General features: G+C 53.5%; 32 protein-coding genes. 9 read left to right on the plus strand and 23 right to left on the minus strand.

What is annotated here, in order from left to right:
- Positions 1-8 precede the first annotated feature (8 nt).
- From A3L14_RS02260 to A3L14_RS02295, 8 genes are all read right to left on the minus strand, one after another.
- Positions 9-854, minus strand: a complete 846-nt coding sequence (locus A3L14_RS02260) for a CBS domain-containing protein (protein ID WP_055429813.1) — start codon at positions 852-854, stop codon at positions 9-11.
- An 84-nt stretch (positions 855-938) separates the two neighbouring features.
- On the minus strand, positions 939-2,144 hold the full coding sequence (locus A3L14_RS02265) for a sodium ion-translocating decarboxylase subunit beta (protein ID WP_055429812.1): 1,206 nt from the start codon (positions 2,142-2,144) through the stop codon (positions 939-941).
- Between the two features lie 6 nt (positions 2,145-2,150).
- Positions 2,151-2,615 (minus strand): acetyl-CoA carboxylase biotin carboxyl carrier protein subunit, encoded by a 465-nt coding sequence (locus A3L14_RS02270; RefSeq protein WP_074631432.1) that lies wholly within the window; start codon positions 2,613-2,615, stop codon positions 2,151-2,153.
- A 2-nt stretch (positions 2,616-2,617) separates the two neighbouring features.
- The gene (locus A3L14_RS02275; protein WP_055429680.1) at positions 2,618-2,989 is read right to left on the minus strand and encodes an OadG family protein; all 372 of its coding nucleotides are present in this window, start codon (positions 2,987-2,989) and stop codon (positions 2,618-2,620) included.
- Between the two features lie 19 nt (positions 2,990-3,008).
- Positions 3,009-4,577 carry a carboxyl transferase domain-containing protein gene (locus tag A3L14_RS02280; RefSeq protein WP_055429609.1) on the minus strand — a complete coding sequence of 523 codons (1,569 nt, stop codon included), beginning with the start codon at positions 4,575-4,577 and terminating at the stop codon, positions 3,009-3,011.
- A gap of 97 nt (positions 4,578-4,674) precedes the next feature.
- A complete protein-coding gene (locus A3L14_RS02285) occupies positions 4,675-5,106 on the minus strand; it encodes a translation initiation factor IF-2 subunit beta (protein WP_055429610.1) in 432 nt (143 codons plus the stop codon).
- Positions 5,107-5,170: 64 nt separating this feature from the next.
- Entirely contained in the window at positions 5,171-10,459 is a 5,289-nt protein-coding gene (locus A3L14_RS02290; RefSeq protein WP_055429611.1) for an LAGLIDADG family homing endonuclease, read from the minus strand.
- On the minus strand, positions 10,459-10,953 hold the full coding sequence (locus A3L14_RS02295) for a hypothetical protein (RefSeq protein ID WP_055429612.1): 495 nt from the start codon (positions 10,951-10,953) through the stop codon (positions 10,459-10,461). Before A3L14_RS02295 ends, A3L14_RS02290 begins: the two co-directional genes overlap by 1 nt.
- Positions 10,954-11,073: 120 nt before the next feature.
- On the opposite strand from A3L14_RS02295, the gene A3L14_RS02300 reads away from it, so the two are divergent.
- Positions 11,074-11,586: a metallophosphoesterase gene (locus tag A3L14_RS02300; RefSeq protein WP_055429613.1), complete on the plus strand. Its 513-nt coding sequence runs from the start codon at positions 11,074-11,076 to the stop codon at positions 11,584-11,586.
- 90 nt (positions 11,587-11,676) lie between these two features.
- On the plus strand, positions 11,677-12,534 hold the full coding sequence (locus A3L14_RS02305) for a hypothetical protein (protein ID WP_055429614.1): 858 nt from the start codon (positions 11,677-11,679) through the stop codon (positions 12,532-12,534).
- On the opposite strand, the gene A3L14_RS02310 is transcribed toward A3L14_RS02305, so the two are convergent.
- Positions 12,531-13,121, minus strand: a complete 591-nt coding sequence (locus A3L14_RS02310; protein WP_055429615.1) for a hypothetical protein — start codon at positions 13,119-13,121, stop codon at positions 12,531-12,533. The genes A3L14_RS02305 and A3L14_RS02310 overlap by 4 nt on opposite strands.
- Before the next feature lie 88 nt (positions 13,122-13,209).
- Here A3L14_RS02310 and rtcA point away from each other — a divergent pair, with 88 nt between their 5' ends.
- From rtcA to A3L14_RS02325, 3 genes are read left to right on the plus strand one after another with little or no spacing between them, the layout of a single operon-like run.
- Complete coding sequence (gene rtcA / locus A3L14_RS02315; RefSeq protein WP_055429616.1) at positions 13,210-14,244, plus strand: RNA 3'-terminal phosphate cyclase; 1,035 nt, start codon at positions 13,210-13,212, stop codon at positions 14,242-14,244.
- A gap of 54 nt (positions 14,245-14,298) precedes the next feature.
- Positions 14,299-14,484, plus strand: coding sequence for a hypothetical protein (locus A3L14_RS02320; protein ID WP_055429617.1), 186 nt, complete (start codon positions 14,299-14,301; stop codon positions 14,482-14,484).
- Positions 14,466-14,930 (plus strand): type II toxin-antitoxin system VapC family toxin, encoded by a 465-nt coding sequence (locus A3L14_RS02325; protein ID WP_143597815.1) that lies wholly within the window; start codon positions 14,466-14,468, stop codon positions 14,928-14,930. The genes A3L14_RS02320 and A3L14_RS02325 overlap by 19 nt, the downstream gene beginning before the upstream one ends.
- On the opposite strand, the gene A3L14_RS02330 is transcribed toward A3L14_RS02325, so the two are convergent.
- Positions 14,866-15,234, minus strand: coding sequence for a hypothetical protein (locus tag A3L14_RS02330; protein WP_055429618.1), 369 nt, complete (start codon positions 15,232-15,234; stop codon positions 14,866-14,868). The genes A3L14_RS02325 and A3L14_RS02330 overlap by 65 nt on opposite strands.
- A gap of 103 nt (positions 15,235-15,337) precedes the next feature.
- On the opposite strand from A3L14_RS02330, the gene A3L14_RS02335 reads away from it, so the two are divergent.
- The gene (locus tag A3L14_RS02335) at positions 15,338-15,589 is read left to right on the plus strand and encodes a UPF0175 family protein (RefSeq protein WP_055429619.1); all 252 of its coding nucleotides are present in this window, start codon (positions 15,338-15,340) and stop codon (positions 15,587-15,589) included.
- Positions 15,586-16,071, plus strand: coding sequence for a DUF3368 domain-containing protein (locus tag A3L14_RS02340; RefSeq protein ID WP_074631430.1), 486 nt, complete (start codon positions 15,586-15,588; stop codon positions 16,069-16,071). The genes A3L14_RS02335 and A3L14_RS02340 overlap by 4 nt, the downstream gene beginning before the upstream one ends.
- Here the strand turns inward: A3L14_RS02340 and A3L14_RS02345 are convergent.
- The gene (locus A3L14_RS02345; protein WP_055429620.1) at positions 16,068-16,676 is read right to left on the minus strand and encodes a hypothetical protein; all 609 of its coding nucleotides are present in this window, start codon (positions 16,674-16,676) and stop codon (positions 16,068-16,070) included. The two genes, A3L14_RS02340 and A3L14_RS02345, sit on opposite strands and share 4 nt — an antisense overlap.
- Before the next feature lie 103 nt (positions 16,677-16,779).
- On the opposite strand from A3L14_RS02345, the gene A3L14_RS02350 reads away from it, so the two are divergent.
- Both A3L14_RS02350 and A3L14_RS02355 read left to right on the plus strand, forming a co-directional pair.
- Entirely contained in the window at positions 16,780-17,025 is a 246-nt protein-coding gene (locus tag A3L14_RS02350) for a UPF0175 family protein (protein ID WP_055429621.1), read from the plus strand.
- A gap of 103 nt (positions 17,026-17,128) precedes the next feature.
- A complete protein-coding gene (locus A3L14_RS02355; protein ID WP_232473397.1) occupies positions 17,129-17,497 on the plus strand; it encodes a DUF3368 domain-containing protein in 369 nt (122 codons plus the stop codon).
- 98 nt (positions 17,498-17,595) lie between these two features.
- Here A3L14_RS02355 and A3L14_RS02360 read toward each other — a convergent pair whose 3' ends face one another.
- The 12 genes from A3L14_RS02360 to shyB form a co-directional block, all read right to left on the minus strand.
- Positions 17,596-18,618, minus strand: a complete 1,023-nt coding sequence (locus tag A3L14_RS02360; protein ID WP_074631428.1) for a hypothetical protein — start codon at positions 18,616-18,618, stop codon at positions 17,596-17,598.
- Entirely contained in the window at positions 18,602-18,748 is a 147-nt protein-coding gene (locus A3L14_RS11635) for a hypothetical protein (protein WP_157628442.1), read from the minus strand. The genes A3L14_RS02360 and A3L14_RS11635 overlap by 17 nt, the downstream gene beginning before the upstream one ends.
- A 49-nt stretch (positions 18,749-18,797) precedes the next feature.
- Positions 18,798-19,643, minus strand: coding sequence for a TatD family hydrolase (locus A3L14_RS02365; RefSeq protein WP_055429624.1), 846 nt, complete (start codon positions 19,641-19,643; stop codon positions 18,798-18,800).
- A gap of 9 nt (positions 19,644-19,652) precedes the next feature.
- Positions 19,653-19,976, minus strand: a complete 324-nt coding sequence (gene pbp11, locus A3L14_RS02370; RefSeq protein WP_335755241.1) for a tRNA-binding protein Pbp11 — start codon at positions 19,974-19,976, stop codon at positions 19,653-19,655.
- Positions 19,964-20,662, minus strand: coding sequence for a DUF257 family protein (locus A3L14_RS02375; RefSeq protein ID WP_055429626.1), 699 nt, complete (start codon positions 20,660-20,662; stop codon positions 19,964-19,966). Before A3L14_RS02375 ends, pbp11 begins: the two co-directional genes overlap by 13 nt.
- A gap of 5 nt (positions 20,663-20,667) precedes the next feature.
- On the minus strand, positions 20,668-21,327 hold the full coding sequence (locus A3L14_RS02380; RefSeq protein ID WP_055429627.1) for a DUF257 family protein: 660 nt from the start codon (positions 21,325-21,327) through the stop codon (positions 20,668-20,670).
- A 136-nt stretch (positions 21,328-21,463) separates the two neighbouring features.
- Positions 21,464-22,138 carry a DUF257 family protein gene (locus A3L14_RS02385; RefSeq protein ID WP_055429628.1) on the minus strand — a complete coding sequence of 225 codons (675 nt, stop codon included), beginning with the start codon at positions 22,136-22,138 and terminating at the stop codon, positions 21,464-21,466.
- Positions 22,107-22,799 carry a DUF257 family protein gene (locus tag A3L14_RS02390; RefSeq protein ID WP_055429629.1) on the minus strand — a complete coding sequence of 231 codons (693 nt, stop codon included), beginning with the start codon at positions 22,797-22,799 and terminating at the stop codon, positions 22,107-22,109. Before A3L14_RS02390 ends, A3L14_RS02385 begins: the two co-directional genes overlap by 32 nt.
- A 114-nt stretch (positions 22,800-22,913) precedes the next feature.
- Positions 22,914-24,161: an NAD(P)-dependent hydrogenase/sulfhydrogenase 2 subunit alpha gene (gene shyA / locus A3L14_RS02395; protein ID WP_055429630.1), complete on the minus strand. Its 1,248-nt coding sequence runs from the start codon at positions 24,159-24,161 to the stop codon at positions 22,914-22,916.
- Positions 24,158-24,898, minus strand: coding sequence for an NAD(P)-dependent hydrogenase/sulfhydrogenase 2 subunit delta (shyD, locus tag A3L14_RS02400; protein WP_055429631.1), 741 nt, complete (start codon positions 24,896-24,898; stop codon positions 24,158-24,160). The genes shyA and shyD overlap by 4 nt, the downstream gene beginning before the upstream one ends.
- Positions 24,895-25,770 carry an NAD(P)-dependent hydrogenase/sulfhydrogenase 2 subunit gamma gene (gene shyC, locus A3L14_RS02405; RefSeq protein ID WP_055429632.1) on the minus strand — a complete coding sequence of 292 codons (876 nt, stop codon included), beginning with the start codon at positions 25,768-25,770 and terminating at the stop codon, positions 24,895-24,897. Before shyC ends, shyD begins: the two co-directional genes overlap by 4 nt.
- Positions 25,767-26,771 carry an NAD(P)-dependent hydrogenase/sulfhydrogenase 2 subunit beta gene (shyB, locus tag A3L14_RS02410; RefSeq protein ID WP_055429633.1) on the minus strand — a complete coding sequence of 335 codons (1,005 nt, stop codon included), beginning with the start codon at positions 26,769-26,771 and terminating at the stop codon, positions 25,767-25,769. Before shyB ends, shyC begins: the two co-directional genes overlap by 4 nt.
- Positions 26,772-26,851 lie beyond the last annotated feature (80 nt).

The following is a 26,851-nucleotide window of genomic DNA, read 5'->3' on the forward strand; positions in this document are numbered from 1 at the left end:
CAGGGAACTCACTTGTTGAGGATGACTTTTATAATGTCCATATCCCTGATGATGCCCACCAGCTCGCCCTCGCCCCTGATGACTGGGAGCTGCTCGATGTGGTACTGCACCATCTTTTGAGCCACGTCGTAGACGCTCATGTGGGGCGTCGCAACTACGAGCTCGCGGTTCATTATCTCGGACACGGGCTTCTTGGGGAGCTGGAGCTCTGCCTTCTCAAAGAGCAGTGTCGGATTGCTCTCCAGTATCCAGTCCTCCTCACTTGATGCCGCCAGTGCCGTCTGCTTCATGACCCTTACAACTTCACTGTCCTTGAGGAGGTCGGTTTCGTCGACCATCCCCACGAGGTTACCATCGTCGTCTATAACCGGAATTGCCATGGCGTTGCAGAGCAGGAGCGCCTTGAGTGCTGCTTTGAGGGGAGTGCCCTGCCAGACGAGACCGACGTTCTTCTGGTAGTACTTCTCAATCGTCACATTCTTCAGCTTCTCGTTCTTTGCCAGATAGCGCCTTACAATATCCCCAACTGTAAGTATTCCAAGAACCCTCTTTTCCTCGTCAACAATCACGACGCGCCTGTAGTCCATCTCAAGCATTGCCCGAACAGCTTTTTTGAGGTCATCGTTGGGTTTGACGGTGGGCACTTCCCTCCTTATGAGCATGGCGAGCTGCTCCTCGTCGGGGTGTAGGAGGACACGTTTTATACTTATAATCCCTGCGAGGGCTTTGGTGTTTTTGTTGATAACGGGAAATGACCTTACCTTATGCTTTTTGAAGAGGTTGAGGGCGTACTCCCTCGTCGCCGGAAGCTCTATCACGACCGGATCAGGGGTCATCAAAGTCTTCACGCGCATTTCTTTCACCACCGCTTTAAGTTAAAGGGCCCTTCTCCTATTTTAAGCTTTTCATTCAAAAATTGACAAAAAGATGGGAAGGCCTCAGCCCAGAACAGAGAGGAGCACTCCAGCCGCGACGGCCGTTCCAATGACACCGGCAACGTTCGGGCCCATTGCGTGCATGAGGAGGAAGTTCCCTGGGTCTTCCTCGCTGGCCATCCTCTGGACGACGCGCGCGCTCATTGGAACCGCTGAGACTCCGGCAGCGCCAATCATCGGGTTTATCTTGCCCCCCGAGAGCTTCATCATGAGCTTTCCGAGGAGCACGCCTCCGGCGGTGGCGCTGGTAAAGGCGACTATTCCCAGTCCCAGGATCATGAGGGTCTGTGCCGTGAGGAAGCTGTCGGCACGCATGGTGGAGCCGACGCCAAGGCCAAGGAATATCGTGACGATGTTCATCAGCTCCTCCTGGGCCGCTTTGCTGAGCCTCTCGACGACGCCGCTCTCCCTGAAGAGGTTTCCTATCATGAGCATCCCGACGAGGGGTGCGGCCGTGGGGACGAGAAGGGCTATGACTATCATGCTGATTATCGGGAAGATGATTTTCTCCCTCTTGGACACTGGCCTGAGCTGTTCCATTCGTATCCTCCTTTCTTCCTTGCTGGTCAGTGCCTTTATGACCGGTGGCTGGATGAGCGGAACCAAGCTCATGTAGCTGTAGGCAGCAACTGCCGTCGCACCCAGGATGTGGGGCGCGAGCTTCGTCGTGAGGTATATCGTCGTCGGCCCATCGGCGCCACCGATGATACCAATCGAGGCGGCTTCATTCAGCGAAAATCCGAGGGCTATTGCAGTCAGCATGGCTATGAAAACACCTATCTGGGCAGCGGCACCGAGGAGTGCCGTCTTGGGGTCGGCTATCATGGGGCCGAAATCGGTCATTGCCCCGAGACCGAAGAATATCAGCAAAGGCACTATCTCCGTCTTTATCAGCAGGTAGTATATCAGGTCGAAGAGCCCCGGCGGTCCGTACTGCTGGTTGAGATATGCCATCGTGGCGAATATGTTCTCCTCCATTCCAGGGGGAAGCTGCGGTGCCACAGGCCAGTTGACGAGGTGGCTCAGCGGCAGGTTGACGAGAACCGCGCTGATGCCTATCGGGAGCAGCAGGAGGGGCTCCATCCCGTATCTGATGGCCAGATACACCAGCGTCAGACCGACGATTATCATGACTATGTTTCCTACTGTGAGGTTGAGCAATCCCATGTGTTCGAAGAAGTCTATTATTGCCTGCTCCAGTGCTGCCATCACCCATCACCCGAGCTCTATTAGTGTTTGTCCTGTGTCTACGGTGTCGCCTTCTTTGATGAGGATTTTCTTTACTACTCCGTCTTTTGGTGCGGGTATTTCGTTTTCCATTTTCATTGCTTCGAGGATTAGGAGTCCTTGGCCGGTTTTGACTTGGTCGCCTTCTTTGACGAGGATTTTGAGGATTTTGCCGGGCATTGGGGCTGTGACGGCGCCCTCTCCTGCTGGGGCGGGAGTTGGGGTTGCCGGCGCGGCCGGGGCAGGAGCTGGGGCGGGGGCCGGGACAGGCACAGAGGCACTCGGGGCGCCAGCGGCAGGAACCGCGCTCAGGGTGCTCACGTCTATCCCGAGCCCCTTGGCCTCGACGGTGTACTCCTTCTCCTCGAAGACAACCCTGAATCTACCCATTCCGAGTTCCTCAACCTCAACCTCGTATTCAACACCATCAACGATGACCTTAACCTTCGCCATCTTCACCACTTCCCAAGTTCATAGTTGAAGTCCTCAACTTCCTCCATGCTCGACTGGACGCCGTAGAGGCGCCAGGCGTCTGAAACTTTCCTCTTGAACGGGAGGGGCCTGAGCTGTGAGGCCTTCTCGGCGGTGTACGCGAGGATTGCAGCGGTTATGACCGCGAGGTCTTTCGGCGGTATGGCCGGCTTCTCCTCCTTGATCTCTCTGACTTCGGGAGCTGCTGAAACCGGCGCGGCGGTTTCTTCCCTCTCAATAAGCCGCCTCTCCAGCCAGCCGACGAAGTAGAGCACCAGTGCCAAAATGGTGAGGACGGCGAAGACCACCGTCACTCCGAGGGCCGTGATGTTCAGGCCCTCCATGAACTCTGCCATTGATACCATCCCTAACACCTCACAGCGGTATGTTGCCGTGCTTCTTCGGCGGGAGCTTGACGCGCTTGCTCTCCATCGCCTCAAGGGCGAGGATTATCTTTGCCCTGGTCTCGGCGGGATCAATAACGTCGTCTATATAGCCCCTTGCCGCGGCAACGTACGGGTTGGCGAAGCGCTCGCGGTATTCGGCTATCTTCTGCTGGCGAACCTCCTCAGGGTTCTCGGCTTGAGCTATCTCCTTCCTGAAGATGATGTTGGCCGCTCCCTCCGGCCCCATGACCGCTATCTCCGCGGTGGGCCAGGCGAAGACGAAGTCAGCTCCGAGGTGCTTGCTTCCCATCGCGAGATATGCTCCACCGTAGGCCTTCCTGAGGATAACTGTCACCATCGGGACTGTAGCTTCCGCGTAGGCGTAGAGAACCTTTGCGCCGTGCCTTATGATTCCGCCGTACTCCTGCTGGGTTCCCGGCAGGTAGCCCGGAACGTCAACTAGGGTGACTATCGGGATGTTGAATGCGTCGCAGGTTCTAACAAACCTGGCAATCTTATCGGAGCTGTCTATGTCGAGAACGCCGGCGAAGTGTATCGGGTTGTTGGCTACTATACCGACGGTCTGGCCGTTCATCCTTCCGAATCCAACAACCGCGTTCGGGGCGAAGTAGGGAAGGATCTCCAAGAAGTCCGGGTTGCCGTTTTCATCGCGGTCAACTATCTCGTAAATTACCTGCCTCACGTCGTAGCCCTTGTTCGGGTCGTCCGGGACGATGGAGTAGAGGTTCTCGGTCTTCCTGAAGGGCAGGTCGTTCGTCTTGACGCGCGGCGGCTTCTCCATGTTGTTGGACGGGAGGTAGCTCATGAGCCTCCTTATGAGTGCCAGAACCTCTTCATCGCTCTTGCCCACGAGATGGGCCTGTCCGGAGCGCTGGGCGTGAACCATGGCACCGCCGAGCTGTATCGGCGTGACCTCGACACCCGTCACAGCTTTAACGACCTGCGGGCCGGTGATGAACATGAAGCTCGCCGGGTTGTCCACCATGAGGATGAAGTCCCCTATGGCGGGGCTGTAAACGGCTCCACCGGCGCAGGGGCCCATTATCGCGGTTATCTGCGGAACGACACCGCTGAGGATGGTGTTCATCTTGAAGATCTCGCCGTAGCCCTTGAGCGAGTCGACGCCCTCCTGGATTCTCGCCCCGCCGGAGTCGTTGAGGCCTATCACCGGTGCTCCGGCTTCAAGGGCAAGCTCCATGATGCGCTTTATCTTTGCCGCGTGCATCTCACCGAGGGAACCGCCCATGACCGTGAAGTCCTGGGCAAACACAAAGACCAAGCGACCATCGATGGTACCGTAACCGGTGATGACGCCGTCCGCGGGCAGCTCCTTCTTGTCCATGCCGAACTCCGTTCCGCGGTGCCTGACGAACGCACCTATTTCAACGAAGCTTCCCGGGTCGAGGAGCTTCTCGATTCTCTCGCGTGCGGTCAGCTTTCCTTTAGCGTGCTGTTTTTCGACGGCCTTTTCGCCGCCCATCTCAAGAATCTTCCTTTTTCTCTCATACAGGTCGTTAACTTTCTCTTCCATGCTCATGAGAACTCCCCCTGGGTGCTGAGGTGTCGCCTACTTGTAGTTTGTAAAGTTTAAAAGAGTTTTTATCGGCCGGCAGATTTGGAAAAGAAAAATAGTCTCAGAGGTGCTGGATTGGAGTTTCTGCACCGCAGGCCTCGCACTTGAGGAAGTGGAAGCGTCCGCGCTTGATAATCTTCGTATCCGGACTTCCACAGACCGGACAGATGACGTAGTCCTTGAGGTACTTCTTCATCTTGTTGCCTATGAGGTAGGGGGTAAAGCGTCCCTGAAGGACGACGCGCCTTCCTTCTAGTGTTCCTGCCGTTGCTACCTCGCGCAGGATGAACTTGAGCAGGTGGTTCGGGTCGCGGTTCATGGCCTCGGCTATGTCCACAAAGTTCTCGATTATAGTTCTGTTTCCGGCTATCGTGACTATCGCCGCTGGAACCTCGAAACGGGAAGTGTGATGCTTGACGTTCTCCGGCAGTTCATCGTAAGCCTTATCGAGTAAGCCTTCGAAATCGTAAAAGTCAACCTTCTTCTCGCTCATGCTCTCACCTCCATCTTAACTACCTGGAGACGTTTATAACCTTTTGGAGGGGGAGGGGTGGGAATCAGAGCACGCGGTAGAAGCCCGCGCGCGGCTCGTATATCCTCGCGTCCCGCTTGAGGTCGTTGATGAGCTTCTTTATCTCGTTCTCCGAGCCGAGACCGGCCTGCTTCGCCGCCTCGATTATGCTGTCTTCCGGTGCCCCGAACTCGCCCTCGCTCTCAAGGCTCTTTATGATGTCGACCATCCTGTCTATCTTGTTGATCTTCCTGGAGCTCTTGCCGACCTCAAGTATCGAGACGTCGAGCGTTCCCTCCTCGTCAACGGCTATCTTCCTTATCATCTCCTCGATTATCGCTATCGCCGCCCTGGCGTCTTCCCTCGTTACGGTCTCGCTCAATCTCATTCTCGCGTGTGCCTCACTGAGCCTTATCAAAGCTTCAAGCTGTCTCGCCGTTATCGGAATCGGCTGTACGCCGTCGTCCTCGCCGGGCCTCTTAAAGCCCTTCCTCATCCTGACGTAGTAGCGCTTTATCTCCTCCATTGCCTCTCTGCTCAGCACAGGGTGGACGTTCTTTCTCGCGTAGGCTATGTACTTCTTGAGCAGGTCGTAGGGTATCTTTGGAGTAACTGCCTCTGCCTCTCCCCTGCGCACCTTGAGGATGTGCTCGGCTATGCTGGCATCTACCTTTTCGTCGGGCTCATCGAGGAGCAGGAAGATGAGGTCGAAACGGCTGAGCAGGGTCGGCGGCAGGTCGAGCTGCTCCGGAAGGGACTTGTGGCGGTTGAAGCGTCCGTATTTCGGGTTTGCGGCCGCTATGACAGTCGTCCTCGCGTTCAGCGTCGCGGTAATGCCTGCCTTGGAGATGCTTATCGTGTTGTGGAGAACCAGCCCGTGAGAGACGAAGAGGTGATATGGCTCAACGGTTACGTCGTAGACCCACTTCCAGCGGTCGTTGGGGATTACCTCCACGTTTTTCACCTTAAGCAAAACTAAGTTTTGAGAGATCCTCTCCTTGACCTCTTGGAGGATTTTTTCGGCCTCCTCGACCTTAAGCCTGGCCTCCGTCCTGAGGGCCTCAATGTACTTTTCCGGCTCTTTCCTCTCTGACAGCTGTGTTAGACCGTATTTCGTGTAAACGTTCCACACCCGTGCGACTTTTCTGAGGGTCGCCACGTCTCCGGCGTCTATCGCTTTTCCCACCTCTTCTATCCTATCTTCGAGTCTTTCAATGACCCTTCTGACTATCTTTAGGGAGACGGTTTCCCTCCTGAGTGCCAGCTTTTCGGAAGGTTTGAGCTTTGCCCGTAATAACTTGGAAGCTTTGAGGAGATCCCTCACGAACTCGCCGGGAACGTGGGGATAGATGTTGGACTCTCCCCGGGTTTTTTGACTCTCCATAAAGTACGCCATTTCAGCCGGCAGGACGAGTTTCCATCCGATGGGTGATTTTTCTATGGACGATGGGATTCCCAGCATCAGCAGGAGGTCTTGAATGTCCTCGACGAGCCCCCTGCTTGGGATCTCGATGCTCAGCGTGGCACCTTTGCTCCTTCCGGCTTTCTTCCAAAGCTCCCGGAGAAAGGCTTCAACGCACTCTTTTTTCATTAAAAAGGCTTCCTTCGGAAGTCTGCTGTCCCTTATAAACTTTTTTCTCCGGTTCTGGGGTTTCATAACCTTTTCCAAAAGCTCTCCGGCGGGGATGCACTCCTCCCCGATTTTGGGATATTCCCTCACCGCTATCACGTAGTCGCTTGTCCTAACCTTCTCGGCCGGTTTTTCCTTGGGACCGTTCTCCCATACCATTATCGGGTGCTCCGGCGTAACGACTATCTCCCTTCCGTTGGAGAATCTAATCTTTATGAACTTCTCAGGGGCCTTGTGCCTGCTCACGCGGTCGGCTTTGACCTTCACAACTTCCTTCCTCTCAAGGTCGTAGGCGAGGAGCTCAATGTCATCAACGGGCAGAATCTCGGTGTCCTTGCCGATTATTACTCTATCGCGGTTGCCCTCGATGAGCGAATCCACTAACTCGCCTATCTTGACCTTCCTGCCGTCGGCCAGGAGAAGCTCGAAGTCGTGGTGGTAGCTCTGCTGTTCAAGTGCTTCGTGTATCGCACTCCTATCGCGGTCACTCATCTTGTCGAACTCGTCAATGCAGTTGTGGACTATGATTCCCTCAGCGAGAAAGTTGTGCTCGCCCGGAACATAGAGGTCGTAGACGTAGCCGTCGTAGGGAACGCTCTCGATGGAGACGATTTCATCGAGGAAGTAATCCCTCGTAGCGAGGACTTCAAGCTTAATCCTGATTTCTGGACTCAGAACATCGCCGAGCTTCTCAATGAGCTTTCTCAGCTGAATCCTGCTGGGCTGGTACCTGCCCTTGGCGTATGAATAAACGGTGCTCCACAGCCCCCTCTCCTGTAGTAACTTAGCCGGGACACTTTCGATGATATCCCTTGCGATTCTCTCAACGGGCTTGGTGGGAACTTTATCACTCCTCGACGAGACGAGGTGCTTTTTAACGGGTATCTCCTTAATCTTGACACTGTACGCCCTAACCGCGTTAAGTAGGTTTGCTACATCTTCTCTTCCTGTTATCTGAATCCTATTCACACCCTTTCCAGGAATTACGCGCGCGTACACGTCAAACCTGCGGAGCAGGAGTGCAAAGGCCCTGTCCATCTCCAGGTCGTTCGAAAGCAGAAAATCAACGTGAACAACACTTCCCCTCTTGCCGCTCTTGATTGATACACAGCCGTCCGAGTCCAAGGCCCCGGCAACAAAGGCCTTCAGGGCCTCGTCGTCCAGGGAGAATGCATTCCTGAAGTTGTCTTTGGTGACGTATTCGTAAATATACGCGAGCAATGGTGAGCTGACGTGGAACGTAATCGTGTTACTCTCTATCTCGTTGCCCGCGAGTTTACTCCTCGTGGTCCTTTCGTACTCCCTCAGCCGTCCATCGTAGAAGCTCTTGAAGGCTCGCTTTAGGTTCTCAATCTGCAGGTTATGCACCTTTGACTGGACTATGCGAACGTGAACCTTCGAGCCGTTCCGTTTTATCCACCCGTCTCCGTAAAGGAAGCCTAGGAAATAAGCGAGTTCGGGGGTTATGTACGCGACTTTGAGGCGCTCCCTGCGATAGTTTGGACCGTACGTTAACGGCCTCTCGCGCCATTTCTCATAGATTCCCAGCTCACGGAGTATCTCCCTGAACTTTCCGACACTTATAGAGCCCTTACCAGAGAGAAAGTCCTTTGAAACGCCATACTTCCTGTTAAACTCAGCGAGGCTCTTAAATCTCTTAAGAACTTCGGCCTTCAGCTCTCTCTTCTCCTCGGGAGTCAGTTTGACCTTCCAAGTGGACGGCAAGATGTCAAGTATGTAAACCCTGTTTCTCACCGGGGGAAGCTTTAGCGGGGCAACTACCTTGTCTCCAGCCCTGAACTTCTCCGCCTCCTTCCACTCAAGGGTCTGGCCGTCTATGAGGAGATGGTCTGGGGTTAGGGTTACCTCGTTGCCGGAGCGGAACTTCAGCCTGAGTAGCTCTCCCTTCCAGGGCTTCCTGCGGATTATAGTGGCCTTGGAAGTCTTCGTCCTCATGCTTCCCAAGTCTAGCGCGGTAACTCCCATCTCCTTCTCCTGAATGTCCACAACCTGACCGTCGGAGAGCGCCTTGTAGGATTTCTCAAGCTCGAAAAGCTCCTCTATGCGAACGTACTTCCCATCTACCAATACCCTTGAGTTCGGGTGCAAACAGGCGAACCCACCGTCTGCTAGGACAAGAACACCCGCCTCTAAAACCCACGAGCCGGTGAACTCGTCCCTGACTGCGGCGGCCGTGTTGTGGACGACGAAGCCGCTGGCGATGAAGCTGTGGGAGCCTTCAACCGTGAGGTCGTAGACGTGATCGTAGGGGGAGTCTATTATCTCGGTTGAGACTTCGACTACCCCCCTATCGGTTAAGACCCGACCGTTAATGTCCTTAGCCTGCTTCCAGCCCTCGGGTGTTAGGAGTCTCGTTTCTGGAGTTACAATAATTTCCCTCCCATCTTCAGCGCGTATGCGAACCAGCTCTCTCGGGGACCTTAACTTCCAAAGACGTAGAACTCTACGCTCGCCGTCTTTCGTTTTCACGGTGAGTCCAAGGGCTTCGGCATCGACGCTCTTGTGTTCCCCTACATTTTGGGGAATGACCTTATCCACGAGGGAGCCTATTTCAAACCTCCCCATGTTGGTCTCAATAACTGAGTCAGGGGCAATGCAGAGACCGGCAGCAGAACTGCTCTTTCCGCTCGTATAAATCGCTCTCGGCGCTAAATTTGCCACGTAGCGGAGAATTTGGCTCTTCGCTACTCCCGGATCCCCAACAAGCAGAACGTGGCTCTCTCCCCTTAGCTTCGTCCCGTCCGGAAGAACCCTCTGCACACCGCCGAAGAGGGCCAGAGCTATGCCCTTCTTAACAGTCTTGTGGCCCCATATTGCAGGGGCTATTGAGTCCACTATCGCATCGACGATGTCCTTCCTCTTCGCCAGCTCGCGTATCTTCTGCTCGTCCTCCGGCGAGATTTCAAGCTCCTCTATCTCCTTGCTGAGCTGTTCGATGTGGTTTACCTCCAGAACCTTCTTGAAAATGGGCCTCTTGTCCCTCTGCTCAAGGATGACGCGGAGGATTCCGGTGGCGAGAACCCTATCTCCGGGAAGGGCAGTATCCACCAGGTCGTCGAGGAGTATCGCGTCAACGAAGCGGGGCATCTGGCCTCCCTTGAGGCTCTCCGGCCTGTCCTGCAACCTAAAGCTCTGGAAGTTTATGAAGCGGCTCTTCTCGACGTCGAGGTCAACGTTCCTTGAGCCGCAGGCGTCGCATTTAGCCGGCTTGACTATGTTCTCGTAGGGCCTCTGTAGCCTTACCATCTCGTTGCCGCAGTCCTTGCAGACGAATACAGCTTTCTCGACGAAGGGCTTCACCTCGCTCACGCGCGTGATTATGCCCTCCACCTGAATGAGCCGGTTTATGTGCTCGCTCCCGAGTTCCTTGACGAGGAGAGTCCTCGGAAGGTTGTAGAACCTCGCGTGAACCTTGAACTCCTCCTCTTTGAGAAGGGGCGGCTCGCGGAGGACTATTTGAATGGCATCCTCCGCGGCGAGTATGCTCTCCTCGGGGTTTTCGAGGAGCTCGCCAGCAAGCTCCGGGTCGAAGGAGTTGAGGTGCGTCCAGTCTATCGCCAGCGAGCGCTTGGGGGTAACCGTAAGCAGGTCCTTGAGCTTGTTGAGATACACCTCGTTCCCGCTGTCGTCCACGTACTCCCTCAGAAAGCGAGCAAAGCGCTCTATCATGTCCTCCCTGTCCATCAGTCCTCACCCAACCATTCGTTTCTGATCTTGGACAGCTGGAGATATATCCTCCTCTCTTCCGGTGAGAGCCTCGACAGCAGCTCCAGGCTGTTCGGCCTCAGCATAACCGCCTTCAGGATTTTGTTGAAGCGTATCGTCTTCAGGTGCTCCAGCTTCTTCTTCAGGTTGGCGAGCTTGGTCAGCTTGACGTTTATCGTCTCTATACTCTCTCCCGCGTTCATCCTAACGTAGTTTTCTAGATAATACATGTAGAACTCGGCCCTCTCGTACAGCCCCGCGGGGAGGGGCATCAGGGGCTCGTTCTCCCGCTCCTCGGCTATGGCCCGGTCTATCTCACCTATGACCTTGTCGGTCTCATCGATGACATCAACCATCTTGGCCTCCCAGAGCTCCTTCGCCTTCCAGTCCTCGAGGAGAACGACATCGCCGGCGCTCCAGTCCCCAAGAGGACGGAGGATTTTAACCGCTATGACGGCTCTACCCGTGAACATGACACCACCCTCTCGAATATACCCATACCCCATGATGCTTTTAACTTTACCCTAAGACGATGGGCCGTAAATAACGGTTAACCCTATAAGCCCAGCACCGTAGATACCTGTGGTGAGAGCATGCTGATAGGTATAATGAGCGATACCCATGACAACCTGCCGGCCATCTCCAAGGCGGTTGAGCTGTTCAACGGGAGGGACGTTGAGCTTGTAATCCACGCGGGTGACTACGTTGCCCCGTTCGTGGCCAGGGAACTCAAGAAGCTCAAGGCACCGCTCAAGGGTGTCTTCGGCAACAACGACGGCGAAAGGAAGGGTCTCTACGAGGCGCTGGGGATCTACGATGAGATACTGGAAATCGAGGCTGACGGCATGAAGATAGCGGTAACTCATGGCACCGATGAGCGCATCGTCCGTGCACTGGCCAGAAGCAGGCTCTACGACGTTGTCATAGTCGGCCACACCCACCGCTACGAGATACGCGAGGAGGGAAGGACCATACTCGTCAACCCCGGCGAGGTCTGCGGCTACGTCAGCGGCGTGAGGAGCGTTGCCCTCCTGGACACCCGGAAGAGGGAGGTGCAGATAGTCAACCTCGACACCGGTGGGCTCCTGGGTGCAATGAGTCTCTAACGAGCGTCTCTACCGGACACCTCTGAAGGTCTGCCTCTCTGTGCTCTCGATTTTTGCCGCTTAAATATTAGAAAAGAACCGGCGATGGGTATGGAGGATATACTGATTCCGAAGGAAAGGCGCGACGCTGTCGTGCTGATAGGGGTGGACCGCGGTGAAAACGTGGAGTTCATAAAGGTCTACGCGGTCAGCGAGGAGAAGGCAGAGGAGACACTTGAGGCGTTCCTCAACGCTAAAGGCCTCTTTCCGGCTGACTACCGGCTCGTGGGCAGGGGCAGCGAGGAGGTTGGAGATAGGAAGGCGATAACAACGAAGAGCGAGGAAAAGCTGAGCTCATCCCTCGCCAGGCTCGGCCTCAGGCTCCTCTCCAACGGGGTTCTCTATCTGGATGGCATTGAAAGGGTCTACCAGCTCACCCTGGTTAGTGAAAAGCTCTACGCAAAGCTCAGGCGGATGAGGGAGTCACAGGGGGTCAAAAAGAGAGGGGGTTCCCTGTCCATATCGAGCGCCCTGAGCCTCGGCCTCCACACCCTGATAGTCAACTGGAGGGGGATAAACGTTGAGCCTCTGGTTCCTGAAGATGCGACCCTTTTGAGGGAGCCCTCCCCGGCGGAGGTTCTTGAGGCCATGAAAACCAGCCCCCAGGTTGTAGTTGAGACGGTCTTCCCCGAGAAGTACTTCGCGGTTCCCTTTGGGGTGCGCATTAAAATCCCTCCCCTCTCGAAGGAGGAGTTCGCACGGGAGCTTGAGGACAGGATAGGGGTTCAGGTTGATGAGAACATGCTGGACGACTATCCCGCAGAGCTGCTGAACTACCGGAGCATTGAGAGCATAGCCCATATCGTTGAGGAGCTCTTGAAGATGGGGGTCGACAAGGAGAAAGCCCTGGAGACTGCCATATTCGTGAACCTCGGATTCGTTCCATCGGACTTCAGGCTTGAGGACTAGCCCCTTAGGGCCTTGAAGTACTCCTTCACTGCATCTCTGAATTCGGAATTGTGCTTGCCGAGGGCGGCGTTTACGAGCTCCCTCAGCCCGGCCTCGCCGGAGAGGTAGCTTACGAGCAGTGCCTCGTCAACGCTCAGCTCGGCCAGAAAGTCCGTCTTGGCCAGAAACTCGGAGCGGTCACAGGTGCGTTCCCTGAGTTCCATAAGTCTCTTAAGGTGAGGGCGTACTTTTTCCTCCCTCTTCTCAAACTCCAGCCAGTCGATTGAGAGTCCCTCTCCAGGGGAGATGTATCTGCCTGGGCTTTCAAGGTACGGCTTCAGCCTTGCGCCGAGCTTGGAGTTCAGGAGCTTTTTACAGAACCCCTCAATGGCACCGTAGTCGTCCCCAAGGCGCTTTTTGTCCACTATGTCCAGGGCATCGAAGAGGGCTATTCCCGTGAGATAGCAGAGGGCCGCGAAGGGGGCTCTGGGGAGGGTTATGAGGCCCTCTTTCACCTCAACTTTTTCGCCTTCCCTTCTCTCAAGGCCCTCCAAGAGCATCCCGAGGGGATAGCTCAGGCTTTTAATGCAGAACTCAAGCTCGTCCATATTAACACCACCGAAAATTCGTCCCATTGAGTAAAAGCCTTTCGTCAGGTTTTTAGGCCGTCGGGAGAAAAACTTCCCCGGTGAGAGGATGGAGTGGGTTGAGATAGACGGCTCATACGGTGAAGGCGGAGGACAGATACTTCGAACTGCCGTAGCTCTCTCGGTCATCACGGGAAAAGCGGTGAGGATACGCAACATTCGCGCCAACAGGCCGAACCCCGGTCTAAGGCCCCAGCACCTCCACGGGATTCTGGCTTTGAAGGAGCTGAGCAATGCGAGGGTTAAAGGGGCTCAAGTCGGCTCGACGGTTCTTGAGTTCATACCCGGAAAGGCCGAGCCAAAGCACATCCGCGTTCCCATAAAGACGGCCGGGAGCGTCACGCTGGTCCTTCAGGCTCTAATTCCGGTGATGGCCTTCATTGGGGGAAGCTTTGAGATAACCGGCGGAACCGACGTCCCCTGGAGCCCACCGGTTGATTACCTGAAGAACGTAACGCTCTTTGCCCTCGGGAAGATGGGCCTCAAAGCGGAACTCGAAATCAAGCGCAGGGGGCACTATCCGAAGGGCGGCGGACTGGTGGTCGGAAAGGTAGAGCCCTGGGAGGAGAGAAAACCGCTCGTGGCCCTTGCATGGAAAAAGGTGGAGCGCTTCGCCGGGATAAGCCACGCCACCAATTTGCCGGCCCACGTGGCGGAGAGGCAGGCAAAGGCCGCTAAAGAACGACTTAAGGAGCTTTACAGCGTCCCCGTGGAGATAGAGACGGAAGTATCGCGCTCCCTCGGCCTGGGAAGCGGCATCGTCGTCTGGGCCGAGACCGATTCGCTCAGGCTCGCCGGAGATGCCCTCGGCAAGCGCGGAAAGCCCGCTGAAGTGGTAGGCAAGGAGGCGGCAGAAGAGCTGATAGAACAGCTTACACCGGGAAAAGCCGTTGATAAGTTCCTCGGCGACCAGCTGATACCCTTCTTGGCCTTCACCGGCGGGGAGATTGGGGTGGCGGAGATAACCAACCACCTCGTTACCAACGTCTGGGTCGTGGAGCGGTTCCTCGGCAGGATCTTTGAGATAGAAGGAGAAATCGGGGAGCCGGGGGTTGTGAGGGTGGTTAGAAAGGCAGAGCTGTAGCGAAGATGTTAAATATGCGCGGAACGAAACACCTTCCGGGTGTAAGGATGGAAAGTGTCGAATATATATATATATGACGAACACGGACGGATCAAAGGAGTCATAGTCCCTCCCGAGCTCTGGGAGAAACTGAAGGGAGAGCTCTTTGAGCCCTCACGATACAGGGGAATCTACAAGGGCAGAAAAGACCTTGAGAGAAGCCTGAGGGAGCTGAGGGACGAATGGGAGAGGGTTTTCTGATCGACACGAACATTTTAATCTATTATCTCGCCGACGCCATTCCTAAGGAGGAGCTCCCTAAGGTAGAGGAAATCCTTCGGAAGAGCTTTAACGTCTCCATCATCACCAAGATAGAGTTCCTCGGCTGGAAAGGCCACACTCCGGAGGGCTTTGAGAAATCTAAGGAGTTCATAAGCTTCGCGCACGTCATACCTCTCACCGATGAGATAGCAGATATTGCCATCGAACTCCGGAGAAAGGTTAAAGTAAAGCTCCCCGATGCTGTTATAGCAGCCACTGCATTGAGGCACAACCTCACGCTTGTTACAAGGAACGTTAGGGATTTTGAGAATGTGGAGGGGCTGAGGATATACAACCATTCGAAAGGGTTGATATGGGGGGTTAGCTCTCCTTTGCCTTCTTCATTCCGAGTTCGACGCCCTTGGCTATGGCCTCTTTCATCATGAGTTCTTGGAACTTGAGTTTTAGCTGTTCTCTTCCGTGCCTGAGCCACATTAATATAACTCCAGTTGCTCCCCACGATAGGTATCCAAAAAGAGGGACAATCAGAGTCATGCCCAGAGAAAAGAGACTCAATCCAAGCCCCGTTGCTATTATGTATTTAAGGCTCCTGTTGAGAGCATCTTGAAGCTCATAGTAATAAGGTTCGGGCTTTTTAATGATCTCATTGGGCCAAGAGATCCATTCCGCATATAATAGGGGAATTACAGCACTGATCATAAGGTAAATGGCCGCCGAGGAAATTGCCATTTCCTTCCTCCCTCCGGGTATTTATGTATTTCCCTCCTCCCGGAGGGTATAATATGGCGAAGGCGTTAAATCCCGCCTGCCATAACATTAAATCGGTGGGAGAATGGGGAAGAAAGTAGTCGTCGAGCTTCCGGGAATGGTGAAGATACCCGACGAGGAAATCGAGAAGAGAGTTAAGGTTGAGCTTGCACTCCGGCTGTACGAAAAGGGCATACTCTCCTTTGGGCAGGCGAGAAGGCTCGCTGGAGTGAGCAAGTGGGAGTTCATTGAACTCCTCGCAAAAGAAGGTGCGGGGATTACCTACGACGAGGAGGAGCTTGAAAACGATTTGAGTGCTCTGGAGGGACTCTCGTGAGGGTTGCTGTGAACTCGTCTCCCCTCATCTTCCTCGCCAAGCTGAAGTTGCTCAATATCCTGAAAGAGCTTTTCGATGAGGTCTACATCACCGACGCCGTTTATCAAGAGACGGTTGTAGAAGGCGCTGGACATGAGGAGGCGATTGACATCGAAAACGCAGGTTTTCTGAAGAGGGCTTCAGTTGGAAACCAGAGGGTCGTCAAGTTCCTGCTTGAGATGATTGACCACGGTGAGGCCGAGACGATAGCCTTTGCCATTGAAAACGACGTTGATTTGGTCGTTCTCGACGACAAGGACGCGAGAAAAGTCGCGAGGGGCTTTGGGTTGAGGGTGACGGGAACCCTCGGGCTGCTTCTCCTTGCCAGAAGAAAGGGGCTGATTGATGCTATTGAACCTTACATCGAGGAACTCAGGAAGAACGGCTTTAGAATCTCTGATGAAGTCGTGCGGAAAATACTGGAAAGCGCTGGAGAGCTTTAGATTTTGATTGAAATCTCTGCTTTGTCGCTCTTCTTGAGCTGGATTGCTAAGAGGGCCTTTCTGATAGATCTCTTCCTGAGGAAGAAGATAACTGTCAATATAAACCCCAGCAGGGAACCAATTGATGAAACGAATATCAACAACCAGAACAGAGACCAGTTCTTTATCACTACTGTCCCCGTTGTAATTCCGAGTTCAATGAACGCTGTCCATATTCCAAGTAGCAACCAGCTTATCAAAGCTATATTCAACCCCTCATTGACATAAGGGAGGCACTCGGAATAGGCAGCCCTAATAATCTCTATGTCCGAAACGTCTTCATCCCTGTTGTCCTTGGTGTAAGCTTCAACGAATCTGTCTGGGTCTGCATGAATAAAGAATGCCATGATAAGGCCAAGGAACAGAATGCCGATTCCAACTGCCACACCGCTCATTCCCACAATTGTTCCCCAAGAGCTTTTGTTAAGATCAATGGCCAGAATTGTTGCTCCAACTCCAAAACCAAAAGAGATTACAAGGAACGCAATCCAGGGTTTTACATCAGCGTCCCAACCTTTTATTCGACTTACTAACTCTCCAACGTTCCTTCCTGCCTTAGCTTCCATTTCCCTTCTCCCTCCGGGTATTTATAAATTTCCCTTCTCCCGAAGGGTATAATATAGCGAAGGCGTTAAATACCTGGAAGCCCCAATATCCCCAGGTGGAAAAATGGAGATAGTCATACCCGATGACGTCCTTGTGTCCATCAAGCTTCCCAGGGCAGAGATGGAGAGGGAGCTGAAGCTTGAGTTAGCATTGATTCTCTACTCGAAGGGTGCTCTATCCCTGGGAAAGGCGGCAAGGTTGGCTGGCCTCACGAAGAGGGAGTTTTTAGAGGAGCTTGCGAGGAGAAAGATCCCAAGGCACTACACCGAGAGAGAGCTTGAGGAGAATCTGGAGTTTGCCCGTGGTTAGCGACTCCACTCCACTGATTCACCTCGCCAAGATCGGGAGGCTTGAACTCCTGAGGGAGTTCTTTGGAGAGGTTTTCATTCCCTAGGCGGTTTGCAGGAAGTGCATGATTGAGGGCAAGAGTTCGGAGGATGCGAAACTCATCGAAAACGCCAGCTGGATTCGGGTTGAGAGGATACGCGACGAGAGACTTAAGAAGTCCCTCACGATAGAGCTCGACGAGGGCGAGAGCGAGGCGATAGTCCTGGCGATTGAAAAAGGGGCTGGGATACTTTTGATGGACGACTACGACGGCAGGGAGATTGCCCGGGCTTTAGGGTTAAAAACCACAGGCACAATTGGAATCCTCCTGCGGGCGAAATTTGAGGGGAAGATTGAGAGCATAAAAGATGAGCTCGATAAGCTAAAAGAGACCGGCTTCTGGCTGAGCGAGGAGCTTTACGGGAGAATATTGAAGGAAGTAGGAGAGCTTTAGATTTTGATTGGCATCTCAGCTTTCCCATTCTGGGGTTGTAGGAGCTTCTTGCCGTAGTCTTTCCACGGAATTCTTTAAATCAATGTGACAAAGACAAATCAACGATACTCCTCAACAATAAAAGCGAGGAACCCCTCGGCCCCTTCAGGGTCTTTCCCGCGGAGGTATGTAATCAGCTTGGCGTAGAGGCCAGCGAGCTCAAGGTTTTGTGTTTCCTTAATTGCCTTCCAGAGCTCGTCCTCGACCTTCTTTAACTCCTCCTCTCCAGCGTTGAGGAGTTTAAGGCTTTGGACGATGCCGAGGAGTCTCGTGGCTTCGCTTTTGAGGTTTTTGGCTTGATCCGTCCATTTGTACCTGCCCCTTTGCTCTCCTGCTGACGTATCACTCACTGCCAGCCCGAACTTAGGTTCTACCTTCTTCCCACCCATCTCCGCCGGTGGTTTTTGGGGTCTCTTCCGAGCATGAAACTCTTTGGTGAACAGCGTATCCAAGAATTTGTTTAACTTCTCAAACTTCTCAAATTCTTCTGCAGGTATGTGCACCTTCCCGTCTTTGCCGAGGTAGCTAGATACCTCTTCAGCGGCATCTATTGCCAATTTGAGGTAGTCCCTCAGTCGCTCTTTTGGCCATATTCGCAAGTGGTATGCCTCGGCAAGGGCATCGAGGAACTTATCTTGGAACTGGGGGTCTTTTTTTAGCTTTTCAAATTCGGGCAGCAGATAGCCCTCAGAGAGCACCGCTTCCTTTGGCGGCGGGATCTTTAATGTCCCATACTCTTCTTCTACTTCTTTCCTATGATTGTAAAATATCAGCCCTTCTGCTATTTTTTCCAGCATCGCGTCTGTTCTTTTCCCGAGTTCTTTAGTATCTGTAAGTTTGTGGAACATTGCCGGCAGGATCGTCATCAGACCGACGAGCGTATTCCACTTCTGGGCATCTTCGAGGCTCTTGTGGATGTACTTTTTCCCGTAGTAATCGAAGTACCAGTGTGTGTTAGGGCCTCGCTTATCGCGTACTCTCTTGTTTTTATGTCTGTGCTCGGGCTTCCAGGGATCTCCCCGTATTTTCTTCTGATATGCTCTCTTAGTTTGAGACGGTGTCCTGCTAGTGTGTGAAGTCAACACTGTCGATTATTGCGAAGTCCGCGGAAATCTTCTTCATCCACCCGACTTTCTTCTCGTATTTCTTATCCGCCTTCTTGACGATGTAGTAAATCATGAGGAGTGGAAGAACCCTTCTGAGTCTTCCCATGTGAGACCCTCTTATGCGTTTCTTTCGAAGGTGTATAAATCGCTTTCCCTCACCCCTCAAGCTCAAGCCCGTAAACCTTCCTCGGGTTCTCCACGTGTATCTTATAGACGTCCTCCTCGGTGAAGAGGCCGTTCTGGAGGAATGCTTTAGTCCTCTTCGGCACGGTCTTCGGCCCTAAAACGGCTCCTGGACGGCTCTTGTCGTCTATGTAGTCCGTCTCCATCATGAACCTGTTTCCCTGCTCTATGGCCGCCTTGATGTTTTTCTTGCTCGCGATGATGCTCGGGAAGACGCCGACCTCCTCAGCGACCTTCACAAGGGGCGGTGAGAAGTGCTTAACCACTCTGTACGGCTTTATCCCGACCTCCCTCACGTACTCCCCAAGCTCGCGGAACTTGGCCTCGTCGAAGCTCTCCGTGTGAAGCTGGACCGCGCAGTCGGCCTCTTTGGCGAGGGCCATGCCGTACTTCATCAGCTCGATGCTCGCCTCCCAAATTTCTTCGCTCACCTCGTAGTGCGGCCTGCCTATTTCGCCTATCGCTATAGCCTTACCCTCCATGCAGAGCCTCTGGGCGTATTCGAGGGCCTTCATGACTTCGTTTTTGGCATAGCTTAACCCCTTCTGCTCGGCCAGGTAGACGAACTCCGCAGGGTGAACGCCGACGACGGCATAAGCTTTGACCTGCGTTTCTTTGTTGATTCTCTCGACCAGCTCGATGTGGAAGTCCATCGCCTTCGTGAAGTCCTCCGCCTTCAGCCCGGGGAAGCCGTAGTCGTGGGCCGTCTTATAGACAACGACGAGATGCGTTCCTCCGGCGCGGTGGAACTGCCTGACAGCCTCAAGGAAGAGGCCCTTGTATGGGTCAACGTGGAAATGATTATCGAGGATTATCATGCCACCACCTCACGACCGGTAGATTTCCAGCTCCTCGCCTTCCTCACATGGGACTTCGTGCTCGAGCATGAGAGCAACTCTATCGCCCGCAACGGCAAAGTCAACCCTCTGATGGTTCCTCTCTATCTTCATGATCGGGCTGACGGACTTTCCCTTTACCTTGTAGCCGGGGTAGATAAGACCTTTTGTGACTTCCCCCACAAGAACCTGTCGATTGAGAACTTTTAGGATCTTTTCAACACGAAATTTCCCGACGGGTTCCCTGGAGACCACATCGACTTCATGGTAATCTCTTCTCCCGAGAAGGCGTTTTAGAATGCTCACGTCCACCACCGAAGTATCTCCCTTGGGGACACGATGATGTATCTCTTGTTGTTCAGGAGGGTGAATACTGACTTTACGAGCTTTATCCTTATTAGTTCTTCATCGTCTTCCAGCTCTATTACCGAAGTGGCCATATCTTCAAGCATTGGGAGGGGGTTGAAGTTGACACTTTCCAGGACAGAGGGTTCCACCAGGTATACGTTTATACTCCTTGGATCCCCGAGTTTTTGTCTTATGAGGCTTAAAAGAATGTACGTGCTGTGGACATCGTTTTGGAGTGTCAGAAATCTTTCCAAACCAAGAACCAGATGTATGTACCTGCCTTTAGACATTATTTCCTGCAGTTTCTTTTCGATTTTTCTCTGATATACGTTGGGGTCATTTTCGAACTTTATCTTGCCCAGGATATTTCCGTATTCTTGAATTCCACCCACCTTGATGACATTCACGTCGCTTTTGTCGATATAGACGCCCATTATTTCGAGGTGTTTCATATAAATTGGAAGGGTATCGAAGACATCCTCGATAATCAAGGGGATACCTTTTATTTTTGAGTAATAAACAAAGGCGTGCAGTATAAACTCCCCTCCGAGAAATGCTCTGTTCTTGATTACTGTTAGTCCTCCTGGCCAGAGCTGATCTATCAGGGCGTTCAAATCCTCTTTGGAACTTACTACGGATTTTATAGTCTCCATTACACTCACCCCCCGACATTGATTCTGAGCTCTCTGCCGATCAGCTCAGGATTAATGCTTTTCAGAACCCTAACGCTTGCTCCTGTTGGATATGGCAGCATCTCCATTACCGTTGTCGCTATTCTCTCAAGTTCTGGTACTACGTTAAACGGGAGGCTTTGGATGACGTTTTCATTAATAACGTAGAATGCCTTTCTTTCCTTTCTGCCCACGAACCGCTGGATCGCCAGGAAGATGCGATAGACATCCGTGGGGTTTCGTATCACAAGGAAGATGTTCTCAACTCCAAGGACAAGGTTTATGATAGGGGGCCGCAGCTCGTTAAGGGTCTTTTTGCTTGCTTCTTCGTAGTTTTCAAGGTAGACCCTCGGATCGGGATGAAAGGGTACTTTGGCCATCACGTTTCCAAGTTCATATTTCCCCCCGGTTTTCAGGACATACACGCTATCGAGGTCAAGGGGGAGATTCAGGGTTTTGGCATGAATCGCTAGGGTGTGGAGGGAATCGAAGTTGTCATCCACAAGTAGGGGAATCCCCTTTTCTTGAGAATAATCAATGAAGAATCTTAGGACGAACTCTGGAATGTATGATGTGCGGTATTTTAACAGGACAGTCTCTCCGGGCAGAATTGAGTCTATAATTTCGGTGGCTTTCTCCCACTTCATAAGTCCCACCTTTTTAGGTTCTGAATGAATTAATATAAAGATTTGCAATGATGTTTAGTTAAAGGGGTGCTGAGTAACTCTCAGGAATTTAGAGTTGTGGTGTTGATGGCAACTTTTTTCGCGATGGTGTTTTAGGCTACCATCTAGCGATTTCCTCGGGGGTTCCTGGGAATTCTTTTCCTATTATATCTGGAAACAGGGCCTTCTTGGGGATGACAACGTGGGTTCCGTTTTTTATCTTTATCTCAACGACGGTGCTGGCGATTTCCTCAAGTTCCGGGAGCGGGTTGAACCTCAGCGTTGACAGCACGGGGCTGTTGACTATGTAGAAGGATTTCCTGTTGGGGTTCCCCAAGAATTCTTTGAGGTATGCTATGAACATGTAGAACTCCCTGCGTGTCTCAAGGAACGCAAACAGTCTCTCCATGCCCAGGACTATATGGATGTGTTTTCCGGATGAGAGTGTGGCGTTGGCAACTTTCCTGTGTCTTGTTATATAAAATACCGGTTCGACATCGAGGTGTATCCTGTCGACTACCACTCCGAAAGTCTCCATGCCCCCGGTTTTAATCACCCTTACGTCGGAGAAATCCTCCTCAATGTCGAGTAACCTCAGGTGCTTCCTCACGAGTGCAAGGGAGTCCAACACGTCGTCAATGTAAACAGGCAGACCTCTCTCCCTGGCATACTTCACGAGGACATAGGTGGCCAGCGCTGTTCCGTAGGGTGAGTCGTCCTCCATCAGTATTACGTCCCCGAAGGGGGCGGCCTCTATGAACTTAAACGTGGTCTCCTTTGCCACCGGCTGCATTTACTATCACCCCTATTGGAATCTCAAGCTCCCTCCCGATCAGCTCGAAAATGGGGCTTTTTTTGAAGATGATTCTGCCTGAAGCAGGGGTGGGAAATATTTCGACCACCGTGCTGGCTATGCGCTCCATCTCCGGCAGGGGGTTGAACTCCAGCCCCTCGGCGGTCTTTTTGTTCACGAGGTAGAAGGCCCGCCTTGGGTTTCCAAGGAACTTCTGTATCCGCGTCATGACGAGGTAGAACTCCCTGATTGTATGGACAAAGGCGAATATTTTTTCGAAGCCCAGGACTATGTTTATGGATTCGCCCACGGATGAGACTATCTTTTTTCCCACATCTTCATACTTTTTGACGTAGATGTCTGGAGAGTCGCTGAAGTTTATCCTGGATACTATATTGCCGACGTCAACATGCCCGTCGGATTTTATTACCAGAACATCGCTGAAGTCCTCATGAATCCCCCACAGGGCGAGGTGCTTCTGTATGACGTGGAGCGCGTCAAAGTTGTCGTCTATCACAACGGGCACTCCCTTTTTCCGTGCGTACATCAGGAGAGTCAGCGTCGCGAACTCCGGAACGTATGATGGGTAGTACTCGACCAGGACGGTTTCCCCGGGCTTTACGGCGTCTATTGCCTTCAAAAGTTCATCGATGCTGTCCATTGCACATCCCCCGTATAACATGGTTATTCCGGGTGATATATATTCCTTTTGTTTACATCTTTGGAAAATTTTCGAAGGCACCGGGGAAATACAGAGAAAAGTAAAAAGTGAAACTTACAATTTGACAAGATGCACCGAACACGAGATGCAAGGGTCGAATGCCCTCACCGTCTCCTCAAGGCGCCCTATCATCCTGCCCTCGTCGACTTCTCCGTAAAGTTCCCTGGCCTCTTTCAGGAGGCTGGCCTCTATCATCGCGTGGTTCAGCGCGGTTGGGGTTATGATGTTGGAGTAAGCGATATTGCCGCTATTGTCTATCCTGTAGTGGTGGATGAGCAGCCCCCGCGGGGCCTCGACGTAGCCGATTCCCTCCCCTTCCCTTGGCTCAACGGGGACGTTTTCCCCTTCGATGCCCCTATCGAGCAGGGTCTTTGCTATTTCGTTCGCCCTTTCTAGGGAATACACAAGCTCTATCGCCTGGGCCAGGTTGTTGTAGCTGACGTAGCCGGTTTCCAGTTTCTCCCTGTGCTCCTCAAAGAGCCTCCTGGCGGTGGGTGTGAGCATCTCCGACTTCAGGAGAAGCCTCGGTAGCGCTCCGACAAAGAACGCCTCGCCCTTGTAGCGGCTCTGCTTGGCGAAGCTGTAAACGAGGGAGCGCTCCTCTATCCTCTCGGTGTAGTGGAACTCCCCGGGCTCGTCGGATATCAGCTTTTCACCCCAGAGGTAGCCGTCGGTGGCGACGAAGTGTTTCGCTTTTGCCCCGTAGGGGTCTAACTGTGCGAAGAGCCTCACGGCACGTCTTGCCAGTCTTAGAAGGGCTTCGCTTTCCCTCTCTATTTCCTCCAGTTCTTCAACGGTCGGATACCTCCCAAATCCTCCCGGCTTGACGTTTATGCCGTGTATCTCCCTGCCGCCCACCACTACCCTGAGCCTGTTGCCAAAGGCTTTGAGCGCCAGTCCCTCCTTCACGAGTTCGCCGTGCTTCGTGGCCATCCTTATTGCGTCGGGGTAGCCGAAGACGTCAGGTGCAACGAGGAGGTATAGGTGGAGTGAGTGGCTCTCAAGGAACTCCCCTATCAGACCGAGCTCCCTGAGGAGCGTTATCTCCTCCGGGACTTCAACCCCAAAGGCCCTCTCGATTCCAATGACTGAGGCAACGCTGTGCGATAAATAGCAGATGGCGCATATCCTCGCTTCAAGGTCCGGAACGTCGTAGTAGTGTCTCCCCAGGGTGAGCAGTTCGAAGAATCTCGGCCCTTCGATGATCTGAAGCCTGACGTCCTTTACCTCGCCGTCCTCGATGACTATCTCGGCTTTGCCGTTGCCCTCAACACGCGTGAATTCCCGCATCTCAATTATCATGGCTCCCACCCCGCAAAGGTCTTGAACTTCCTTATGATGTACTCGTCATCGTAGCCGAGGCTCTTGAGTATCTCGTACTCGCTGGCCGGGTTCACCTCTCCGGGTAGCGGGCCTCTGCACCCTATGCACCCAAGGCCGGAGCGCACGCAGACGGCTTTGCAGCCGCCGTAGGTTATCGGGCCGAGGCAGGGAAGGCCTCTCTTCACCAGCACACACTCGTACTCGTTGAGCTTGCACTCAAGGCAGACCGGGTAGTCCTTTCTAACGGGCTCGATGCCCTTGGCGATGTCCATGAGCACCTGGTAGACTTCCTCCTTGTCGTACGGGCATCCGGGGAGGGCGAAATCAACGGCGACGTATTCGACGACCGGTTTGGAGTCGAGGGCGCGCATCGGGTCCCCACCGTCTCCGTAAACTGCCTTCAGCTTCTCTCTGATGGGTAGCTCAACGCTCCCCTGAACGGAGCCGTGGGTCGCACATGTCCCCAGGGCTATGAGGTACTCCGAGTGGTTCCTCGCCTCCTTGAGCAGGTTCAGGTCGCGCTGGGTCGAGACGGTTCCCGTTACGAGTGCCACGTCGTAGTGGTTCCCCTCGCTCAGGCTGGTCGCCATGTGGAACTCGGTTATCTCGTAGAACTCGAGGAGGTCGAAGAGCTTCTCGTAGAGGAAGAGAATGTTTAGTGCACAGCCGCCGCAGTCTGTAAGCTCGAAAACCCCCAGCTTGAGCTTGTCCATCATATCAACCCCCTCGTGGAGAGAGCATCCCAGTAGGTGAAGACCGGTCCGTCCTTGCAGACGTACTTGATGGACGTGCTCGTTCCGACGATGCAGTGGCCGCACTTGCCTATCCCACAGCGCATGCGCCTTTCGAGCGTCATGTAAATCCTGCCCGGTGAGAGTTTTCTGTCGAGGAGCTCCCTTATCACGAACTTGTACATGACCGGCGGGCCGCAGATGAGGGCATAGGTCTTCTCCACGTCGAACTCCTCTCCCCTGAATAGGTCTGTGACGACACCCCTGCACACCCTGTCGGAGAAGCCCCTCTCCAGATAGATGCACGATGGGCTTTCAACCTCGTAGGCAAGCTTGACGCTACAGTTCATGGCCTCGCCGTGCTTCAGGAGGTGTATTATCTCGTCGCGGAAGAGGATGTCCTCATAGGCCTTCGTGCCGTAGAGGAGCCAGATGTGTTCGTATTTGCCGGTGTCTATGGCGTACCAGAGCACGGATCTTAACGGCGCCATCCCGAGGCCGCCGGCGACGAGGATAAGGTTCGAGCCCTCCATCTCCTCCATGGGGAAGCCGTTTCCGTAGGGCCCGCGGATCCCTATTATGTCGCCCTCCTTCATCTTGTGTATGAACTTTGTCATTCTGCCGGCTTTTCTAATGCAGAGCTGGAGGTAGCCCTTTCTCGTTGGGGACGAGCATATGCTTATCGGGAACTCTCCGAAACCGCGTATGTCAACGATGACGAACTGCCCGGGCCTGAACTCGAACTTCTCTCCAACTTCGGGGTCGAGGAAGCGTAGTGTGAAGAGCTTCTCCCTCGATGTCAGATCCTTCACTTCGAGAATCCTTGCGTCGTACGTCTGGTACGGGTTCTCGCTCATTTCAGAGACCCCCTAACCTCCTCAAGAACCTTAACGTGCTCTATCTTCGCCGGGCAGAACTCGTCGCATCTTCCACATCCGACGCAGTTGTAGCCCGCTGACGGGTCAAAGTAGCTCTTGCAGTAGTAGCGGTGCCTGAAGCGGTCCAAGCGAGTCGGCCTGAAGTTGTGGCCTCCGGCAACCAGCCCGTGGTTCTCCATGAAGCACGAGTCGTAGCGCCTCTCGCGGACTGCTTTGTAAGCGTCCATCCAGCGGTCGCAGACCTCGTAGCAGCGGCACGTCGGACAGACCATGTTGCAGTTGCCGCAGGCGAGGCATATCTCGGCGTACTTCTTCCACACCGGGCTGTTGTATGCCAGATCGAGCATATCGGCGAGGCCCTCCTGCGGGAGCTCCTTCTGGAACGCATTTGCGCGCCTCTCCTCGAACTCCTTGAAGTTGGCCAGGTCTTCGTCGGTCACCTCTTCGAACAGCTCACCGTTTTCCCAGGCCATCTCGTGGCCGCGGACGCTGCCTATTCTCACAAGCCATCCGTCGGGCAATTCGTGCAGGAACAGGTCGAAGCCGTCCATGGCGAAGTGCGTGCCGAGGCTCTTGCAGAAGCAGTACTCGTCCGGCATACAGCTTATCCCTATTATCAGGGTCTTCTCGCGCCTGCTCTTGTAGTACGGGTCAGCGGGCTCATCGAGGTACACCCTGTCGAGTATCTTGAGGCCGTGGATATCACAGGAATGGAGTCCAAAGAGAACCATCGGCTCTGCTTCTACCTCATCTTCCCAGCGGCCGTTTTTCAGCCTGAGAATGGCCTCTTTGGGCCTGAAAAAGAACTTCTTTGGCGGGAGCATGGTTCTGTTGTAGTCGAGAGCCATCTCGCTGGGGTCATGAACCTCCTGGAAAGAATATATGCTCCCCTTCCTTACTGGAGCATAGACAGTGCCCCAGGCTTCGAGTGACTTGAAGAACTTCTCAAAGTTTTCGGAAGGCAATTTTATGTATCTCAAGGGCATCACCGCCTCTAACGGGCTTACGATTTTAAGTTTGTAAAGGATTGATTTAAGAATTTTTCAAACAAACGGTTACC

The sequence above is a fragment of the Thermococcus thioreducens genome, assembly GCF_002214545.1.
In the GTDB taxonomy this organism is placed as follows: Archaea; Methanobacteriota_B; Thermococci; order Thermococcales; family Thermococcaceae; genus Thermococcus; species Thermococcus thioreducens.

Bases quoted from the DNA above. Each gene is read 5' to 3' on its own strand.
- A3L14_RS02260 (WP_055429813.1), bottom strand. From the start codon at position 854: ATGCGCGTGAAGACTTTGATGACCCCTGATCCGGTCGTGATAGAGCTT.
- A3L14_RS02265 (WP_055429812.1), bottom strand. From the start codon at position 2,144: ATGGCAGCACTGGAGCAGGCAATAATAGACTTCTTCGAACACATGGGA.
- A3L14_RS02270 (WP_074631432.1), bottom strand. From the start codon at position 2,615: ATGGCGAAGGTTAAGGTCATCGTTGATGGTGTTGAATACGAGGTTGAG.
- A3L14_RS02275 (WP_055429680.1), bottom strand. From the start codon at position 2,989: ATGGCAGAGTTCATGGAGGGCCTGAACATCACGGCCCTCGGAGTGACG.
- A3L14_RS02280 (WP_055429609.1), bottom strand. From the start codon at position 4,577: ATGAGCATGGAAGAGAAAGTTAACGACCTGTATGAGAGAAAAAGGAAG.
- A3L14_RS02285 (WP_055429610.1), bottom strand. From the start codon at position 5,106: ATGAGCGAGAAGAAGGTTGACTTTTACGATTTCGAAGGCTTACTCGAT.
- A3L14_RS02290 (WP_055429611.1), bottom strand. From the start codon at position 10,459: ATGGACAGGGAGGACATGATAGAGCGCTTTGCTCGCTTTCTGAGGGAG.
- A3L14_RS02295 (WP_055429612.1), bottom strand. From the start codon at position 10,953: ATGTTCACGGGTAGAGCCGTCATAGCGGTTAAAATCCTCCGTCCTCTT.
- A3L14_RS02300 (WP_055429613.1), top strand. From the start codon at position 11,074: ATGCTGATAGGTATAATGAGCGATACCCATGACAACCTGCCGGCCATC.
- A3L14_RS02305 (WP_055429614.1), top strand. From the start codon at position 11,677: ATGGAGGATATACTGATTCCGAAGGAAAGGCGCGACGCTGTCGTGCTG.
- A3L14_RS02310 (WP_055429615.1), bottom strand. From the start codon at position 13,121: ATGGACGAGCTTGAGTTCTGCATTAAAAGCCTGAGCTATCCCCTCGGG.
- rtcA (WP_055429616.1), top strand. From the start codon at position 13,210: ATGGAGTGGGTTGAGATAGACGGCTCATACGGTGAAGGCGGAGGACAG.
- A3L14_RS02325 (WP_143597815.1), top strand. From the start codon at position 14,466: ATGGGAGAGGGTTTTCTGATCGACACGAACATTTTAATCTATTATCTC.
- A3L14_RS02330 (WP_055429618.1), bottom strand. From the start codon at position 15,234: ATGGCAATTTCCTCGGCGGCCATTTACCTTATGATCAGTGCTGTAATT.
- A3L14_RS02335 (WP_055429619.1), top strand. From the start codon at position 15,338: ATGGGGAAGAAAGTAGTCGTCGAGCTTCCGGGAATGGTGAAGATACCC.
- A3L14_RS02345 (WP_055429620.1), bottom strand. From the start codon at position 16,676: ATGGAAGCTAAGGCAGGAAGGAACGTTGGAGAGTTAGTAAGTCGAATA.
- A3L14_RS02350 (WP_055429621.1), top strand. From the start codon at position 16,780: ATGGAGATAGTCATACCCGATGACGTCCTTGTGTCCATCAAGCTTCCC.
- A3L14_RS02355 (WP_232473397.1), top strand. From the start codon at position 17,129: ATGATTGAGGGCAAGAGTTCGGAGGATGCGAAACTCATCGAAAACGCC.
- A3L14_RS11635 (WP_157628442.1), bottom strand. From the start codon at position 18,748: ATGGGAAGACTCAGAAGGGTTCTTCCACTCCTCATGATTTACTACATC.
- A3L14_RS02365 (WP_055429624.1), bottom strand. From the start codon at position 19,643: ATGATAATCCTCGATAATCATTTCCACGTTGACCCATACAAGGGCCTC.
- A3L14_RS02375 (WP_055429626.1), bottom strand. From the start codon at position 20,662: ATGGAGACTATAAAATCCGTAGTAAGTTCCAAAGAGGATTTGAACGCC.
- A3L14_RS02380 (WP_055429627.1), bottom strand. From the start codon at position 21,327: ATGAAGTGGGAGAAAGCCACCGAAATTATAGACTCAATTCTGCCCGGA.
- A3L14_RS02385 (WP_055429628.1), bottom strand. From the start codon at position 22,138: ATGCAGCCGGTGGCAAAGGAGACCACGTTTAAGTTCATAGAGGCCGCC.
- A3L14_RS02390 (WP_055429629.1), bottom strand. From the start codon at position 22,799: ATGGACAGCATCGATGAACTTTTGAAGGCAATAGACGCCGTAAAGCCC.
- shyA (WP_055429630.1), bottom strand. From the start codon at position 24,161: ATGATAATTGAGATGCGGGAATTCACGCGTGTTGAGGGCAACGGCAAA.
- shyD (WP_055429631.1), bottom strand. From the start codon at position 24,898: ATGATGGACAAGCTCAAGCTGGGGGTTTTCGAGCTTACAGACTGCGGC.
- shyC (WP_055429632.1), bottom strand. From the start codon at position 25,770: ATGAGCGAGAACCCGTACCAGACGTACGACGCAAGGATTCTCGAAGTG.